Origin of the sequence: Aerosakkonema sp. BLCC-F183 (genome assembly GCF_041929145.1) — a bacterium.
Classification (GTDB): domain Bacteria; phylum Cyanobacteriota; class Cyanobacteriia; order Cyanobacteriales; family Aerosakkonemataceae; genus Aerosakkonema.
Genome location: NZ_JBHFNU010000101.1, coordinates 1 through 18,105, shown reverse-complemented (window position 1 = coordinate 18,105; position 18,105 = coordinate 1). Strand labels below are relative to the sequence as shown.

At 43.8% G+C, this 18,105-nt stretch carries 10 protein-coding genes and 1 tRNA gene; 2 read left to right on the top strand and 9 right to left on the bottom strand.

Features of this window, described 5'->3' with window-relative positions; genetic code table 11:
- Positions 1-300 precede the first annotated feature (300 nt).
- From ACE1CD_RS29160 to psbX, 5 genes are all read right to left on the bottom strand, one after another.
- Positions 301-1,749, bottom strand: coding sequence for a trypsin-like peptidase domain-containing protein (locus ACE1CD_RS29160; protein ID WP_374827017.1), 1,449 nt, complete (start codon positions 1,747-1,749; stop codon positions 301-303).
- A 150-nt stretch (positions 1,750-1,899) separates the two neighbouring features.
- The gene (locus tag ACE1CD_RS29155; protein ID WP_374791284.1) at positions 1,900-2,421 is read right to left on the bottom strand and encodes a TolB family protein; all 522 of its coding nucleotides are present in this window, start codon (positions 2,419-2,421) and stop codon (positions 1,900-1,902) included.
- 60 nt (positions 2,422-2,481) lie between these two features.
- Positions 2,482-3,033, bottom strand: a complete 552-nt coding sequence (locus tag ACE1CD_RS29150; RefSeq protein WP_374791282.1) for a TolB family protein — start codon at positions 3,031-3,033, stop codon at positions 2,482-2,484.
- A gap of 19 nt (positions 3,034-3,052) precedes the next feature.
- Entirely contained in the window at positions 3,053-3,853 is an 801-nt protein-coding gene (locus ACE1CD_RS29145) for a Ycf66 family protein (protein ID WP_374827016.1), read from the bottom strand.
- A 653-nt stretch (positions 3,854-4,506) separates the two neighbouring features.
- Positions 4,507-4,626: a photosystem II reaction center X protein gene (gene psbX, locus ACE1CD_RS29140; RefSeq protein WP_190475674.1), complete on the bottom strand. Its 120-nt coding sequence runs from the start codon at positions 4,624-4,626 to the stop codon at positions 4,507-4,509.
- 235 nt (positions 4,627-4,861) lie between these two features.
- Here psbX and ACE1CD_RS29135 point away from each other — a divergent pair, with 235 nt between their 5' ends.
- The gene (locus ACE1CD_RS29135; RefSeq protein WP_374791288.1) at positions 4,862-5,155 is read left to right on the top strand and encodes a YggT family protein; all 294 of its coding nucleotides are present in this window, start codon (positions 4,862-4,864) and stop codon (positions 5,153-5,155) included.
- A 131-nt stretch (positions 5,156-5,286) separates the two neighbouring features.
- Here the strand turns inward: ACE1CD_RS29135 and accC are convergent, their stop codons facing one another.
- Both accC and ACE1CD_RS29125 read right to left on the bottom strand, forming a co-directional pair.
- Positions 5,287-6,657, bottom strand: coding sequence for an acetyl-CoA carboxylase biotin carboxylase subunit (accC, locus tag ACE1CD_RS29130; RefSeq protein ID WP_374791278.1), 1,371 nt, complete (start codon positions 6,655-6,657; stop codon positions 5,287-5,289).
- A 31-nt stretch (positions 6,658-6,688) separates the two neighbouring features.
- Positions 6,689-6,856, bottom strand: a complete 168-nt coding sequence (locus tag ACE1CD_RS29125) for a hypothetical protein (protein ID WP_374791276.1) — start codon at positions 6,854-6,856, stop codon at positions 6,689-6,691.
- A gap of 213 nt (positions 6,857-7,069) precedes the next feature.
- Here ACE1CD_RS29125 and ACE1CD_RS29120 point away from each other — a divergent pair.
- Positions 7,070-7,150, top strand: a tRNA-Leu gene (locus ACE1CD_RS29120).
- Between the two features lie 410 nt (positions 7,151-7,560).
- Here ACE1CD_RS29120 and ACE1CD_RS29115 read toward each other — a convergent pair.
- Together ACE1CD_RS29115 and ACE1CD_RS29110 are read right to left on the bottom strand one after the other, a co-directional pair.
- Complete coding sequence (locus ACE1CD_RS29115; RefSeq protein WP_374827015.1) at positions 7,561-12,966, bottom strand: AAA family ATPase; 5,406 nt, start codon at positions 12,964-12,966, stop codon at positions 7,561-7,563.
- Between the two features lie 65 nt (positions 12,967-13,031).
- Positions 13,032-18,105: AAA family ATPase (locus ACE1CD_RS29110; protein ID WP_374827014.1), on the bottom strand; the 5,074-nt coding region annotated here is incomplete at its 5' end.

Genomic DNA, 18,105 nt, shown 5'->3' with positions numbered 1-18,105 from the left:
GTATAGAAACCTCGGCAGGGCGAAGCAAGAGGACATAAAAATTGTTGCTTCTGGCGATCGATTGTCGCCCTCTTGCTTCGCCCCTACACAATACATATTTCATTGTTTTTGTCAATTTATTCTAGTGGACTGGCGCTCTAGGGGTTAGGTAGGGAAAGAGAGCGGCTTCAGGGCAGAATTAATTTATTTTTCTTCTCCCTCCTCCCTCCTCCCTCTCCCTCTTCCCTCTTCCCTCTCCCTCTTCCTTCTCCTTCTTTCCCCTAATCCTTAGCCCCTAATCCCTAACCCCTAACCCCTTCTTCAGCGAATAGTCAACAGATAACGACCTCGACTTCCGGCTTTATAGGTGTTAACTACTGCCCGGTATACACCCGCACGAGGTAAAGTGACGGTAAGCACAGAATTGCGATCGTTCTGAGTAACGTTGTTATTTTCTGCCAACTTTTGACCGTCAGGCCCTAAAAGAGCCAGATAAGGATCGAAATCAGCACTTTCCAGCGTAATCGTCACCGATTGACCCGCATTACCCTCAAAAGAATAGACCCTGTAGAAACTGCCGTCAGAAGGCAGTACCGCCGTACCTGGGCCAAGCACACCTTCTTGCTGTAAGATAAAATTTTCTCCCCTATAGCGATTCCGGCGACCGGCACCAGAAGCTAAGGCGCGTAAAATGAAACTGCCCGATTCACCTGGCTCATAGGAGTTGGCCAGCAACAAATAAGTACCTGACATAGGCAATGTCACGGCAATTCTGGCATTTTTGCCGCCCGCCGAGTCATCATCTTGCGCTATTTCGCGACGATTCGGGCCAATCAGAATCAAAAACGGATCGATTTCCCGACTGATCATTTCGATCGCCACTTGTTGACCGACAGTTCCCTGAAATGTGTAAACTTTAAAAAAACTATTATCCACCGGCAAGATGTTGTCGCCTGGGCCAAGCCTATCGTTAATGGGTACACCATTCAACACCAAACTCTGGGGCTGATTGCCAGCAGTTCTGGGTCGCTGTCGCTGAGTCACGCGGGGGGCGCGTCCTTCCCGCACAGCTGCCAAGAAAGGCATTAAACGATCTACAGAAATGGCAAATCCGATCCCAATGTTGCCACCAGTACGACTATTAGTAAAAATCGCCGTGTTGACGCCGATTAATTCACCTTGGCTGTTCAGGAGTGGCCCTCCCGAATTGCCCGGATTGATGGCAGCATCAGTTTGAATCAAGCCGCGTTCTCTGTCAAGACGACTGACGATCCCAACAGTGAAAGTGCCGGCAAATCGACCGAACGGATTGCCGATCGCAAATGCCCGCTGTCCCACTTGCACCGCACCGGCACGCGCCAAACGAATGGTAGGCAGATTGCTCGCACCGCGAATTTTGAGGACAGCTAAGTCAACGCCGTTATTCCCAAAAGCAATCACATCTGCTTGAAATCGCCTGTTATCGGCCAATACGACCGATACGCTGCGGCGGGAGTCTTGTACCACGTGAGCGTTGGTCAAAACGAGGCCGTCTGGACTGATGATGCTGCCACTCCCAGTCCCGTTCCCCACGATTACAGATACTACTGCGGGACTGGCGCGTTGATAGACTCGAACGTTAATTTGTTCGTCAACATCTTGGGCTTGTGCTGGCGCACAATGGAGGGATAGCAAACTGGTGATGCCAATAGCGTTAATGCCGCTAAGACCGATCGCGGCTCCCGCACTTAATATCCCTGATGTAATTAAAGATAGAAGTTTTGTATTCATCCTTCAACTAGGATGTGATGTTGATTGCGATACTTGAACGCGGTTATAGCTGATTCTGTTCCCAGGATGGCATCACCGCATTGGATGGATTTAACTAAAAATTTTTATCGCTGTTTGATTTGTCGATCGTCTGAGCAGCAATTGCTAATTTCAACGAGGATCTGTAGGTACTCCCAAAGGTTTTCCATACCGATCGTAAACTAAAATATCCCATTGTCCATTGACGCTGGTTTCAAAAGCAATTATAGTACCATCTCCATTAATTGTAGGATTTCGTACTTCTGCTTGCAAGTTGGCCGTGAGGTTGCGTAACAGGCGCGTTTGGCGATCGTACAGAGCAATGCCCGATCGACCTTGGCGAACGGTGGCGAAGACGATGTAACGACCATCTTGGGAAATAGAAGGATGAGAAGCGATCGCATCGAAGGAGTTTAGTTCGGGCAAATCCAGCAAACGCCGCTCCACTATATCGTAAAGATAAATATCCTGACGCCTTCTGCGATCTGAGCTAAAGACAATGTAGCGACTGCCGATTTGCGGTTCCATATCGGCAGCAGGACTGTTAATAGTCTCTTCTCCCGCATCGAAGGGAAGTTGTTGGATGGTGGGATAAGTACTGCAAGCAGTTAGACTTAGGGTAGTAATAACCGAGAACAAGATAAACCGCTTCACAAAGGCGACCCGTTAACGAAGAATGAAAAATTGTCAATTCCGTTTTTTTATTTTGAGATTCTAATTTTTAATTTCTGCCGATGGTGGACTATCGGCCATATCTAACTCAATATTTGGCCCTCGATCGATTACCTCGATATCCCATTGACCGCGACTACCAGTTTCGTACACGATATATCGACCGTCGGGACTAATACTTGGATGTCGTACTTGACCTCTATACCATAATGTGAGGGGTTGCGATCGCTCAATGGCGCGATCGTATACTGCTACGATCCCTCTACCTCGATCGTCAGCGATGTAAGCAATATAACGACCCGTATAACTGAGGCTGGGATGTTCTGCGATTTCCCCCGGACGATTCAATCCCGGTAAATCCATCAACTGCTGCCTCTGCACATCGTACAGCAGAATTCCCCGCCGGCCATTGCGGTTAGATACAAATGCCAAAAAGCGACCGTCTCCACTCAACGACGGTTGCTCTTCGCTGTATCCGCTGTTGAGAGAGCCGAAGCTAAGGGGATTTGGCATCGTACTACAGGCAACAAGCCAGCCAGCCACAGTCAAACTTATTCCCCAATGCAGCCAGCGCTGGGCTGGGGTTTTAGGCATTAATTTCTTAATATGCTTTCTATTTATCGAAATTGCTGGAATTATCCTCCTCATCCTCATTCGGATCGATCGGTTGGTAATCCACATAATCGCTTGTAGGTTCTACATTTCTGGTCGAGCGATCGTAAGTGGAATCTTCCGCAGAACGACGACGGTCACGCGATGAAGCGGTTTCGGGACGACGGCGTTCGTCGCGAGTCGGGCGAGTGCTGCTGCGAGGGGGTACATCTTCCACATTATTACCCGCATCTCCCCACTCATCGGTTAATTGAGAGGATGGTGCTTCCGGACGGGGGCGACGTTTGCGGCGTGTTTCTGTAGTAGTCAGTTTATCTGAATTGCTGCTCCGACTTGAAGGGCGGCGACGGCTTTCAGTACCGTAGCTTCCTCCATTACGAGAACTTCTGGAATCTCGATCTCCTCGCAGGCGGGGACGCATCAGATCTTCTTCATCGGGTACGAGTGCATCGAGTTCCGCATCCTGATAAACTCTGTAGTTCCTGCTCACGGGGCGCTCTTCATCTACGATCGGTGTATTGCGCTTTGCTTGCTCTGTAGAAACTCCCCGCAGTTTAATATTTTCCAAAGCAAAAAATATGGTAGCTCCTGTCAGCAAAACCTGACCGAACTGCATGATCGGATCGAACCGCCATCCATAAATAAGCAAAATCCCGCCACACAGTAAAGACACTGCCGAAAAAAAGATGTCCGAGTCTCGCGATAACTCCGGACGCCAGGTTCTCAGAGCATATAGGGCAGTTCCGGCAAGCGCCAGAACAATGCCCGACATACTCGCTAAGTTAAAATTTACGTTGATCATGGCCTCTTGCTTGCCTCAGTCAGTCCTATGGTAGCGAGTTTGTTTGCGAGTTAAGATCCACAACTCCACTCTAGCTTGGCATGATAACTAATTTTTTTGCTCAAAGAAGCTATAAATCCCACAAGCTGCGGGAGGCAAAGTATCGGCAAACGGTAATCTATATGCAGCGGCTCGACCGTATTTATGGGGATAATCAGATCTGATTTAACTGTAGGGTGTGTTAGGCAGGGGCGAAAAATTGAGTATTGCAACCAATAATTAAATTGCCGTGCCTAACGCACCATCCACGAAATTAGTAACAAAAATGAACATTTTACCCTATCAACCCGAAACAACCTATGCAGCGCTTGCTCGTGGATAACGATCTTGGCGATCGACATCCCTTTAGGCCAAAGTTTAAGGTTTTTGCCATCTAACATTTAGCCAAATTTAACTGTATTTTGCCAAGTTAAATCAGCGCCATCGGTCTTTTCAATTTCTATAACAAAACAAAACTACCAAATGTCTCTACTCAACTGCCAATAAAAAAGCGGAACGGACGCTTTTATGTTCAAATCTGGTCAAGCGTGCCGTTCGACATTATTCTACGGTTTACATTCACAGCGATAGTATCGCTAGCTTGTCTGTGGGGTTTTGCAGACAGCAAGATGCGATTAAGAACGCTGAATTTTATCGCTCTGGCTAATAAAGATTAGTCCCACAACTACGGGGATGACGACAATCAATAGACCTGCGAGCAGACTGTAGAGAAAGTTTGCTAATGAAGGAGTCATGATACCAGCCTCTTTTACAAGAATTATCGTTTTCTCATTTTAGCGATCGCACGCCACCTTGAAAAGCCAAGCCGGACGCCAGTTACGGCAAGGCGGTAGCAGCGAATCGCTCCGTGTTTAATTATAGGGGTGGCTCAAATTTTTCACAAATCTTAAAATTATAACTAGTGCAGAGGCAGGCATTGCCCCTGTGACAGAAGACCTAGAAGCTTTTCGATCGCACCCGATACCTTTTATGACCGCGACTTCCCTTGCCAGTTTGATTCTGGGCTCCTTGCTAGGAGTAATGATTCTCCTATTTATCTTTCGGATTGTACTGACCTGGTATCCCCAGGTAAATTTGAATAGCTTTCCGTGGAAGACGATCGCTTTACCGACCGAACCTTTTCTGGTGGTGACCAGAAAGCTTGTGCCACCGATAGGCGGCGTGGACATTACCCCGATTATCTGGGTGGGAATCTGTAGCCTGCTGCGAGAGATCCTCATCGGTCAGCAAGGTATTTTAACCATGATGGCGCTTAAGGGCTAGGAAAGTCAAAAGTCAAAAGTCAAAAGTTAAAAAAGGGACTAGGGGCTAGGGGCTAGAGGCTAGGGAAGAGGGAAAAGATTAATTCTTCCGCTCCCCTGCTCCCCTGCCCCCCTGCCCCCACTCCTGTGCCACTACTTCTTACCTTTGCCTTTCTCGTCGTTTCGCATAATTTGTTCGACGAAATTGGTATAGACCTCACCGCGCAAAAAAGCCTGCGTTTCGAGGATCTTTTGATGAAAGCCAATCGTAGTCGGCAATCCAGTGATAGCGCATTCCCGCAGGGCGCGTTTCATACGCTCGATCGCCCCTTGGCGATCGGGTGCCCAAACGACTAACTTCCCGATCAGGGAGTCGTAGTAGGGCGGTATTTCGTAATCAGTGTAAACGTGGGAATCCATGCGGACGCCTGTACCTCCCGGTGGGAGGTAACCGCTGATCCTTCCGGGAGAAGGGCGAAAATTCAGATCCGGGTCTTCTGCGTTGATCCGACATTCAATCGAATGACCTCGCAAAACCACATCATCTTGAGTCAAACGCAGTTTTTCTCCCTGCGCGATGCGGATTTGTTCCGCTACCAAGTCTAAACCGGTAATCATTTCCGTGACGGGATGTTCGACTTGAATGCGGGTATTCATTTCCATGAAATAGAAGTTACCCGATCGATCCAAGAGAAACTCAACCGTACCAGCACCAACATAGTCGATCGATTTAGCAGCCATAACTGCCGCCATACCCATTTTGTCGCGCAATTCCGGCGATAGAGCGGGACTCGGCGCTTCTTCGAGCAATTTTTGGTGACGTCGCTGAATAGAGCAATCTCGTTCGCCCAAGTGAATCACATTACCGTAACTGTCGGCTAAAATTTGAAATTCAATATGTCGGGGACGTTCGATAAATTTTTCTAAATAAACGCCGGGATTTCCAAACGCAGCTTCCGCTTCTCCCTGTGCTGCGTGGAAGAGTTTGAGGAATTCGCTTTCTTCTGGTACCAGACGCATTCCCCGTCCGCCACCGCCAGCGGTAGCTTTGATCATCACAGGATAGCCAATTTTAGCAGCGATCGCCATTGCTTCCTTCTCATCTAAGAGCAACCCGTCGCTACCGGGAACTGTAGGCACACCCACCCGCTGCATAGTTTCTTTGGCAGTCGATTTATCTCCCATTGCCCGAATCGCTGCGGGAGATGGCCCAATAAAAACTATCTGGTGATCGGCGCAAATTTCAGCAAACTTGGCATTTTCGGCCAAAAATCCATATCCAGGGTGAATTGCCGTAGCATTGCGCGTCAGCGCTGCGGCAATGATGTTGGGAATATTGAGATAACTTTTGCTGCTGGGAGGTTCGCCAATACAAACCGCTTCGTCAGCAAGTTGGACGTGGAGAGCGTGGCAGTCAATGGTAGAGTGAACGGCAACCGTAGAAATTCCCATTTCTTCGCAGGTGCGGAGAATGCGTAGGGCAATTTCGCCGCGATTAGCAATTAATATCTTAGAAAAACGCATTTTCCAGCTTTCGGATCGACGAGCGGTAACACTAAACCTCGGCAGCTTCTTTGGCGGCTTGTTGATGGCGACACCGACGCTTGAGGCGAAGCAGCTTTTTGTCTTCGGCTGTTAATCCTATCACGGTGTTGAGGACTACTTGCTGATGAAGTGTTCCAGAACCCGGCTTTTGGCGTGATTCCTTAATCAATCGCAACATTGGCGAAAAGTCAAAAGAAAGGGCGTCGGGCGTCGGGGTTAGGGCGTCGGGAAAAGGCGAAAGGCGAAAGGGAAGAGGGGAGAGGGAAAGGAATTTTGACTTTTGACTTTTGACTTTTGACTTTTAGCTCTCCCCGACGCCCTAGTTATACAGTTGCCAATGCGAACAAAAGTAAGCTAGTATAGTTAATGGGTTGCTAAAGTTACCCCAAACGCGGATGTGGCGGAATTGGTATACGCGCACGTTTGAGGTGCGTGTGGCTTGTCCTTGTGAGTTCGAGTCTCACCATCCGCATTAAATAAATACTTTCGTATTTTCTGCCTCGTGCGGCGTCTTATAAATATTGATGCTGCATGAGGCAAAATTTATGTTTGTCAGCACAGATATTCAAATGTGCATTCTGTGGCATTGAACTAGATAGAGACTTTAACCATTGTTGCAGATCTGCTCGACCCGATCGACACAACTGAGCATAAGCCAACCGTTTGGCAAGCTGCAAGGCTCTTGGGACAAATCGAGCCAGGGAACAAGTATGCGATCGCTGTCCTGATAAAGTTGCTTCAGACTTAATCTACTCCTCACAAGTCAGAGAACTGAAATCCCTAACCAAGCCGCCGATTGCTTGAAAGCCTTTCTTGACAACAAACGCTTTCCGATAATAGTTTCCAGCTTAAAGGAAATTTTCTTTAAATTATCTCAAAAATTTACACGGGAATTTCAATTATAAATTCAGTACCCTCTCCTGGTGTGGAAATACAACTTAACTTACCTCGATGTTTTTCTACCACAATCGAATAGCTAGTTGATAGACCCAAACCAGTACCGCTACCTACTGGTTTAGTCGTAAAAAATGGATTAAATATTTGATTTTGCACCGACTTACTCATGCCTATACCGTTATCGATAATGCGAATAACGATAGTTTTTGCTTCCGTTAATTCCGTCCGAATTATAATAGTCGGTTGGTAATTTTCCTTTGATGTATCCAATGCGTCAATGGCATTGTTGATGATATTCATAAATACTTGATTTAGCGCCGAAGCATAACAACTAACTAAAGGTAATCTTCCATATCTTTTGCTGACTGTAATTTCGGGACGTTTACTATTACTTTGAAGTCGATGCTGCAAAATTAACAACGTACTTTCCAGACCAGAGTGAATGTCTACTTCTTTTATTTCTGATTCATCCAAGCGGGAAAAATTTCGCAGTGACAGCACTATTTGACGAATTCTTTCTACTCCTACATTCATAGAAGATAGGATATTTGGTAAATCTTCTAATAAAAAATTAAAGTCTATTTCTGCTTTTTTTTGAGCAATTTCTGGAAAGGGAGCGGGATAAAGTTGCTGGTATAAATTATTTAATTCAATTAAAGATGTTACATATTCTTTGACTGGTTGTAAGTTGCCATAGATAAAATTAATTGGATTATTAATTTCATGAGCAATTCCAGCAACTAACTGTCCCAAACTAGACATTTTCTCAGCTTGAATGAGTTGGGCTTGCGTTGAGTAAAGTTGAGAGAGTGTTGATTCCAACTGAGTAGCTTTTGCTGTCAATTCCTGGGTGCGTTCTGCTACTTTTTGTTCGAGAGTGTGGGAATAATCCTCTAATTGATGATAAAGTTTGGCATTCTCTAGAGAAATTGCAGCTTGAGTGCAGAGTAAGTTGAGTAGTTCGATGCGATCGCTTGTAAATGCTCCCACTGCCAAACTATTTTCTAAGTACAAAATGGCAATCAATTTGCCTTGATTGAGGATTGGCGCACAGAAAATACTCTTGGGTCTATGGTGTAGAATATAAGGATCGGCAAGCAAAGTTGGCTCGACTATGGCATTTTCCAAAACAGCCGCAACCAGAGTATTTTTAACTCGATTAATTAAGCTAACAGAGACTATTTCTTCACAGGGCAGAGATTGTAAAATTATCGCAGGTTGTTGCAGTTGGGATAATGCCTCAATTACCCAACAATCACCTTTTGGTATGAGTAACGCACATTTATCGGCTCCAGCGCTTTCCAGGATTACTTTCAGTAAAGTTGAGAGTAATTTCTCTAACTCAATTTCGCGGGAAAGCGATTGAAAAGCTTTGAGAATAGTTGCCAAATCGAGAGCTTCGGAAATGCTAGGATGACTGAGGTTAGAACCTTGAACTGTGTGAGAAGAGTTAGAAATGATTGTTTCTGTTGGTTTGAAAGTCGGTTGTTGTTTTTGCAGAATTGATAGAAGTAATTGGGGATAGCGGCTTTCTAAATCGATAACTTTGGCTTTGGCACCCCACCGCGCATAACAGTAGTAAGCCTCCATCATGTAGGTTTGAGCAATTTTTGTTTTGCCCCAATCAAGATAAAATTTGGCAGCAAGTTCGTTAGCTAAGGCTTCTTCATTGAGGAATTGGTTAGTTTTAGCCAGGGTAATGGCTTGTTCGTAATGCTCCATTGCCGCTAATTTATCACCCGAAACTCGCAATTTTTCTGCTTCTACTAAATGCCATTTGTGTAAATAATTCATGGGAGCATCTTGCGCCGACTGGTAGAGAGTTTGTTGATGGTTTTCGACTTTGGCGAGAATTTCGGTTGTTTCTGCTTGGCTGGAAACAAGTGCTAGATTAGTGAGGGCGGTATAGAAATGGAATATAGGAACAAAAATCATTCCCGATACTGCCATTAAATAGGACTGGACTTGGGTGATATAGTCAAGGGCAGCGTGATAATTTCCAAAAAAGTAGGCAAGCGATAGTTTATAGCTATAAACAAACGCAAGTGCAGTCAGATCCCGATCCTGCTTGTGCTTTGGGAACATTACTGTTTCATCGTAGAAAATCCCAATTAAGCAGTCAGGTTGGCTGACAGGTTCTCGAAATTGCTCTACTGTTTGCTGTACCATCTGCAAATAAGTTAATGCTGAATCTTGTTTCACCTGAACGAGAGCAGCATTGTAAGTAGGTAATTCCGCCGCCAAGCTATGCAATTCTACACCAGCGAATAACCCCTTTAAGGCATACCCTTCTATGCTGTAGCCAGCGTAGAGAAAATCACCGTTTTCCATTCCCGCCAGGTAACTTTCTTTCATGGTTAGCTGCGCGGCTAAAAGTGATTGTCGGTGATGTTGTATAAAACCTCCAAACAGGTTGAGAGTGACACATTTCATCCTCCGATCGTTCAACTTTTCCAGCAAGGAGAGGGATAATTTACCAAACTCATAACCGATTTCAACTTCGCCAAAAAAGGCACACATCACCATCCCATGAATTGCATAGCCAGGGATTGAGGCGGAAGTATTGCCAAACTCCAGCGATAAGCGTACCATTGTCGCGCCGAGAATGGGCATTAAACCAGGTTGTCCCAGTAACACTGGTGGGAACAACATACTTAATATCTGGATTGCAGCTTGAGCTTGAGGTTCGCTCATCAGGGGTAAGTCAATCAGTGTGGCAATTTCTCGTTCTTGGAGTTGCTGGTTGACTGCTGCTAAGGCATTGCCAATCTGAGTTTCGTCTACTTGGCTGGGTAATTCTACTCCTAATTGGGCTAGAGCTTCTCTACCGACTGCGATCGCTGCTAATATTTGGCTACAAGATGTTAGTGCGGCAATTTGAATTTCGTAGATTTTAACTTTGTCAACAACAGTCTGTGCCTGCTGCAATACCAATGCCGCAAGTTGTTCCATACTGTCAAAATCACCATTCAAATAACTAGCTTCCGTTGCAGCTATATACAAATTCAAAGTTAATTCATACTGACTTTGCCAACAATTAATCTCTAGTAAATCTATTCCCGTATGAAAATACTCTCTAGCGGCAGTATAAGCAGTGGAATGTCGGGCTTTATTCCCAGCTTTCAAGTTGAGTTTTGCTAAAACTTCTCGTTCCTGTGGTTGATTAATTAATGCTTGTCCTTGGTTCAAATGTCCCACAATATCAAACAGTTTTTCTTCTCCTTCTCCGGCAGAAGAATTTTGCAGAAGTAACTGTCCAATTTTGAGATGTGTGACTTGCTTTTCGTCGTCAGGAATCAGAGAATAAGCTGCTTGTTGAACTCGGTCATGTAAAAAGCGATAAACTGGATTAGCTGCTGCATAAGAAGCAGATATATCTTCAGATTGAACGAAGAATTTATAAATTTCTGTATTCGGAATAATCAGCCCTTCTTGCAAAGCTTTCCATAAATTTGCTGCTGTTGTTTCTGGTATTTCTTCGGAAATAATCGCCAATGTCTGTAAATCGAACTGCGCCCCAACACAAGCTGCTAACTTGAGAATATTTTGAGTTGGCTGTGGTAATTTCTGCAATTGTATGGACATGAATTTTACCACATCATCAGTAATTGCTAGAGCTTTTATTTGAGCAATATCGCACTGCCAATGGCGAGATGCAAAGTCAAACGCGATCATCTGTTCATTATTTAATGCTTTAAGAAACTGGGTAGCAAAAAAAGGATTACCTTGAGTTTTTTGATAAATTAATGTTGTCAAGGGTTGAGCCAGCGATGATTCACAATTCAGCGTATCTGTAACTAACTGATTGAGATTAATTTCGCTTAATGCTTGGAGAATAATTTTATTGACTACTGCGCCAGCTTTTTCTAACTCATCTACAGTCAAGATGAATGGGTGAGTTGGTGATACTTCATTATCCCGATATGCACCTAAGAGCAATAAATATTTTGTATCTTGCATCAACAGTTGTAACAATTTCAGCGATGCGGAATCTGCCCATTGCAAATCATCTAAAAATATCACTAAGGGATGTTCTGGATGAGTGAAAATTTGCACAAATTTTTGCAAAAGTAAATTAAATCTATTTTCGGCAGCAGTTCCTGATAGTTCTGTAGCTGGCGGTTGATTGCCGATAATATGTTCTAACTCTGGAATGACGTCAATTAAAACTTGTCCATTTTCGCCTACAACTTCCAAGATTTTGATTTTCCAACTGTTGATTTTACTGTCCGATTCTGAGAGTAATTGACCCATTATATCGCGGAATGATTGCACCAAAGCACTGAAGGGAATATTGCGTTGAAATTGGTCGTATTTACCTTTAATAAAATAACCGCGTTGTCTGACAATGGGTTTATGTACCTCGTTCACAACCGCAGTTTTCCCAATGCCAGAGAACCCGGCTACAAGCATCATTTCGGTTGCACCAAGGCTGACTCGATCGAAGGCTTCGAGTAGGGTTTGAACTTCCGTATCTCTGCCATAAAGTTTATCGGGGATGATAAAGCGATCGCACAGATCCTGTTGTGCAATGGGAAAAGCTTCAATCTTACGTTTTGTTTGCAATTGCTGCCAGCATTGTTCTAGATCCCATTTCAATCCTAATGCGCTTTGATAGCGGTATTCGGCATTTTTAGCCATCAATTTGGATACGATTTCTGATAGAACTCCCGGAATATCTGGATTGATTTCATTCACTAATTTTGGCCGTTTAGCAATGTGACAATGCACCAATTCCATCGGCTCGTTTGATTGAAACGGTAACTCTCCCGTCAATAATTCGTAAAAAGTTACACCTAATGAATAAAAATCTGTCCGGTAGTCAATTCCCCGATTCATTCGGCCAGTTTGTTCGGGGGAAATATAAGCTAATGTGCCTTCTAACTGATTTGGATTTAAGAGAGTTTGGGTTTCTCTAGGTAATAAGGAGGCAATACTAAAGTCGATTAATTTAACTTCTTTAGTTTGGGGATTAATCAGAATGTTTCTGGGTTTGATATCTTTATGGATGATTCTTGACCGATATAGTACATCTATGGCATCGCATAAAGCTATGGCAATTCGTAAAAAATCCGGCAGGGATTTGGCTGGAAGTTTTTGCTGGGGTGGGAAATACTCTGATAAAGCGATACCGCTGAAATCTTCCATCACCAAGGCATAACCATTCTGGTAGTTTTCCAGGCTATAGGTTTGGATAATTAATGGTGAAGTGAGATTTTTGGCAATGGTGTACTGATTGCGAAATTGCACTAATTCGCTGAAACTGGGATAGGGGTTTTTCAGGAATTTGATCGCGACTGGTAGTGAGTCCGCCTCACGGTGACCGCGATAAACTACAGTTCTCGAACCGTTATATAATTCTGTCTTGAGTTGATATCCAGTCAGATTCATGATGATTTCCCTGTAACGTACTTGAATGGTTGTTTGGCTTGAAATTACTAGATTTGAGAAGATGCCTATGATGAGATCGGCAGTCGAATGCAAAATTCAGCACCTTGTCCCGGCTTTGACTCAACTTCGATACTCCCCTGATGTTTTTCGACGACAATCTGACGAGCGATCGCTAAACCTAACCCTGTGCCTTTTCCCACAGCTTTCGTTGTAAATAAATGGTCGAATATTTTAGCTTTGACTGCCTCCGTCATGCCTTTACCATTATCGGCAATCCGAATTTCTACCAGTTTATTTACTAAGGATGTTTGAATGCTAATTTGATTGGTACTTGCCTGAATTTCCGCAAAAGTGCGTCCTATATTTGATTGCTCTACCGCATCGATCGCATTCGCAATTATATTCATAAACACCTGATTTAATTGACCGGGAAAGCATTTAATTTCAGGTAGGTTACCATAGTTTTTTAAGACTTCAATGGCAGGACGTTGTTCGTTAGCTTTCAGGCGATGTTGCAGAATTAAAATTGTACTGTCAATGCCTTCGTGAAGATTAAATGGCACTTTGTCATCTCTGTCAGCACGAGAGAAAGTGCGTAGAGAAGTGCTGATATTTTTTAGTCTGTCGCAGGCTACAGACATGGAATCTAGCATTTTGGGCAAGTCTGCTAAGGTATATTCTAAGTCAATTTTTTCGGCATGAATTTGGATTTCTTCAGTGGGATTAGTCAAACTTTCTTGATAGAGTTTTAAGTGTTCGAGCAGCTCTACGAAAGTGGGTTTCGCTTGTTGGAGACTGGCAACAATAAACCCTAAAGGATTATTCATTTCATGGGCGACACCAGCGACTAAGTTGCCCAAAGCGGACATTTTTTCACTTTGGATGATTTGTAGTTGCGCTTGTTGTAAGTCTTGTAATGCTTGTTCTAAATCTTGAGATTTTTGCTGCAAGGCAAGTTCTGCTTGTTTGCGATCGCTAATATCCAACAACAATCCATCCCACATTAACGTGCCATCAGCAAGTTTTTCGATGCACGCTTCACCGTGAATCCACTTAATCATTCCAGAGGGGGTAACAATTCGCCCCTCCCACTGCCAGGGAGTTAAGGTTTGAACTGAATCTGCAATAGACTGACGATGAGATTCAGCATCCTCTGGATGCACCATATCCATGAGGATCTGCACGTTGGCGATCGCTTCAGAGGCGGTGACTTCATAGAGAGCGTAACAGTCGCTACTTATGTAAGGCATTGATACCGAACCATCGGTCGCCATCAGGAATTGATACACTACCCCAGGAACGTTATCTACTAGATGATGGAAGCGGGTTTGGGCAATTTTTAACTCATGGAGCGATCGGTGTAACTCTTGGGCATATTCCTGAGAATGTTGATAAAGTCGGGCATTTTCTAAGCAAATAGCAGCTTGAGCGCAAAGTAAATTCAGTAGTTCGATGCGAGCGCTAGTAAACGCTCCCTTGGCTAAATTATTTTCTAGATATAAAATCCCCAGTAATTTTCCTTGGTGTAAAATCGGGCTGCACAAAATACTCTTTGGCTGTTGACGGATAATATAGGGGTCATTGGCTAAGGTGTTATCTGCGGTTGCATCCAACAAGACAACAGTTTGTTGAGTGTGCTTGACTTTGTAAATGAGCTTTTGGGGAATATCTTGACTCTCTTCAACCGGAATTTTCTGCAATACCACTGGGTTTGTTCCCTCGGTGATTGCACCTTGAATTAGTAGGCGATCGTCTCGCAACAGAATTAACACACATTTATCAGCCCCAGCATTTTCAATCACGATAGAAAGTAACGATGACAGGAGTTTTTCTAGTTCGATTTCGCTGGAGATAGCTTGGTAAGCTTTGAGAATGGCAGCTAAATCTAAAGCTACACAAGCACTACTGTCGGATGTAGCGGAACTGGTGCAAGTGACATTCCCCAAAGCAAATATAGTTTCGTGAGTTGAGAGAGTTGAACGGGTTTGCTGTAATATGGGGGCGAGTAATTGGGGATAGCGTTTTTCTAAGTCGGCAACTTTGGCTTTTGCTCCCCATCGGGCATAACAATAGTAGGCTTCAATCATGTATTCTTGGGCTATGCGCTGTTTGCCCCAATCAAGATAAAATTTTGCGGCGAGTTCGTTAGCTAGTGCTTCTTCTTGGAGATATTCGTTGGCTTTAGCTAGAGATATTGCTTTGTCATAACATTCAGTTGCAGCAATTTTTTCATCCAAAACCCGATGACGTTCAGCCTCCACTAGATACCATTTATGCAAGTGATTCATGGTTGCTTGTTGCGCCCATTGATGCAGAATAGTTTGATGGCTTTGCATCTGAAGCAGAATGTCTCCTGACTCGGTTGGCGACTGACTTGGCAAGAGTGCTAGATGTGTGAGGGCAGCATAAAAGTGGAAAATGGGAATATGCAATGCTCCGGCTGCTGCCATAAAATAGGGCTGGATTTGGTGTGTATACTCAAAGGCAGCTTGATAATTGCTAAACAAGTAAGCAAGCATCAGTTTATAGACATAGGCAAAAGCGATAGGCACGAGATCGTTATCTTGCTGATGCTTCGGCCACATTAGTGTCTCATTGTAAAAACTGCCAATTAAGCTATCAGGTTGGCTGACTGTTTCTTGCAAATTCTCCACTACTTGACGCACTAAGTCTAATAAAATACAAGCCGCATTTTGTTTTACTTGGCTCAAAACAAGACTATAAGGAGGTAATTCGGCGGACAAAGTATTTAAGTCTACATTAGCGAACAGTGACAGATAGGCATAACCTTGTATACTGTAGCCTGCGTAGAGAAAATCGCCAGTTTCCATACCAATTGTATAGGCTTCTTTCATCACCGATAGGGTTGCTAAAAGCGATCGCTGGCGATGTTGGATAAAACCTCCAAAAATACTGGAAACAAGGCATTTCATCACCTGATTGTTGAACTTTTCCTGTAACGAAATAGCTAAATAACCAAACTCGCAGCCAGTTTCCACTTCATTAAAAAAAGCACATAACATCATGCCATGAATTACATATCCTACAGTTGAAGCGGGATTATTACCAAATTGCAGCGACAAGCGCACCATTGTTGCACTCAACAGGGGTAATAAACTCGGATTGCCAATCAATATGGGTGCAAACAACATTCTCAACAATTGTATTGCGGCGATCGCTTTAGGTTCGCTCATCGTAGGTAAGTCAATGAGTGACGCAATTTCTCTGCCGTTGAGTTGGGCTTGCAGGTCTTGTAAGGCTTTGCTAATCTTCGCTTCGTTTGCTTGTGTGGGTAAGTCTATGCCAAATTCTGCTAGTGCGTCTCTGGCGAGGGCGATCGCTTCTAACATCTGGCTGCGAGCTGTTTGGGCTGCGATTTGAATTTCAAAAATCTTCACTTTGTTAAAAATCGTCTGTGCCTGCTGCAAGACTAATGCAGCCTGTTGTTCCATGTTCTCAAAATCACCATTTAAATAACTGGCTTCGGCAGCTGCTACATACAAATTTAGGGCTAATTCATATTGTGTTTGCCAGCAGTCGGACTCCAAAAGGGCGATCGCAATTTGGAAATACCCTGTGGCGGCAGTATAAGCAGTAGCAGTTTGAGCTTTTACCCCTGCTTGGAAGTTTAATTGGGCTAGGTTTTGGCGATCGTCTGGTTGAGCGATCGATCCCAGCCCTTGATTCAGATGACCCACAATATCAAAGATTCTTTCCTCTTGCTCATGGTCTAACAATCGTTGCTGAAGTAAGCGTCCAATTTGTAGATGAGTTACCTGTTTTTGGTCATCAGGAATCAGAGAATAAGCCGCTTGCTGTACTCGGTCATGTAAAAATTTGTAATTAACAGTTTGTTGGTTTTCTGAAGTATATATTTCAGTTTCTTGCCCAACATAAAACTTATAAATATCACTTATTGGTACAATCAATCCTTCTTGTAAGGCTTTCCATAAACAGTTTGCTGTTTCGATTTCGGATTGTTCGGCAACAATTGCTAAAGTGGCTAAATCAAAAGAGTTACCAATACAAGCTGCTAACCTTAATACTTCTTGGGTTGATGACGGCAGTTTCCGCAATTGCAGACTCATAAAAGCCACAACGTCATCTGTAACCGCTTGCATTGTCACTTGGGAAATATCACATTGCCAACAGCCTAATTTAAAATCAAATTGAATGAGTCCATCTTGATGTAATGCTTTGAGAAACTGGGTAGCAAAAAATGGATTACCTTGAGTTTTTTGAAAGATTAATTGTGAAAGACTCCAGGCAAGTTCTTCTGGACATTTGAGCGTGTCAGCCACTAATTGATTGACTTTTACTTGACTGAGTGGTGCTAAAGTAATTGTGTTAATTATTGCTTGGGTCTTTTGGATTTCACTCAAAGTCAATAATAATGGATGTCCAGGTGGGACTTCGTTATCACGATATGCGCCAATAATGAAAAGATGCCCGGTATCAACCATTAATAGTTGCATGAGTTTTAGCGATGCGGAATCAGCCCATTGCAAATCATCCAGAAAGATTACTAAGGGATGTTCTTGGCTGGTAAAAACTTGGGTGAATTTTTGGAATAATAAATTAAAGCGATTTTGAGAGGCTGTTCCTGATAATTCTACTGCTGGTGGTTGCTTGCCAATAATGTTTTCTAGTTCGGGTATAACGTCAATAATTACTTGCCCATTGTCGCCCACAGCCTCTAATATTTTATTTTTCCATTCCTCAATTTGCACATCGCTTTCGGTTAATAATTGCCCCATTAGATCGCGGAATGCTTGGACAAAGGCTGAAAAGGGAATATTGCGTTGAAATTGGTCATATTTGCCTTTAATAAAATAGCCCCGTTGTCTAACAATGGGTTTATGTACCTCGTTGACAACCGCAGTTTTCCCAATTCCAGAATACCCAGCTACTAGCATCATTTCTGTTGCACCAAGGCTGACTCGATCGAAGGCTTCTAGGAGGGTTTGAACTTCGGTTTCTCGTCCGTAGAGTTTATCCGGGATGATGAAGCGATCGCACAAATCTCTTTGTGCAATGGGAAAAGCTTCAATGCCACCTTTTGTTTGCAATTGCTGCCAACATTTTTCTAGATCCCATTTCAGCCCTAATGCGCTTTGATAGCGTTCTTCGGCATTTTTG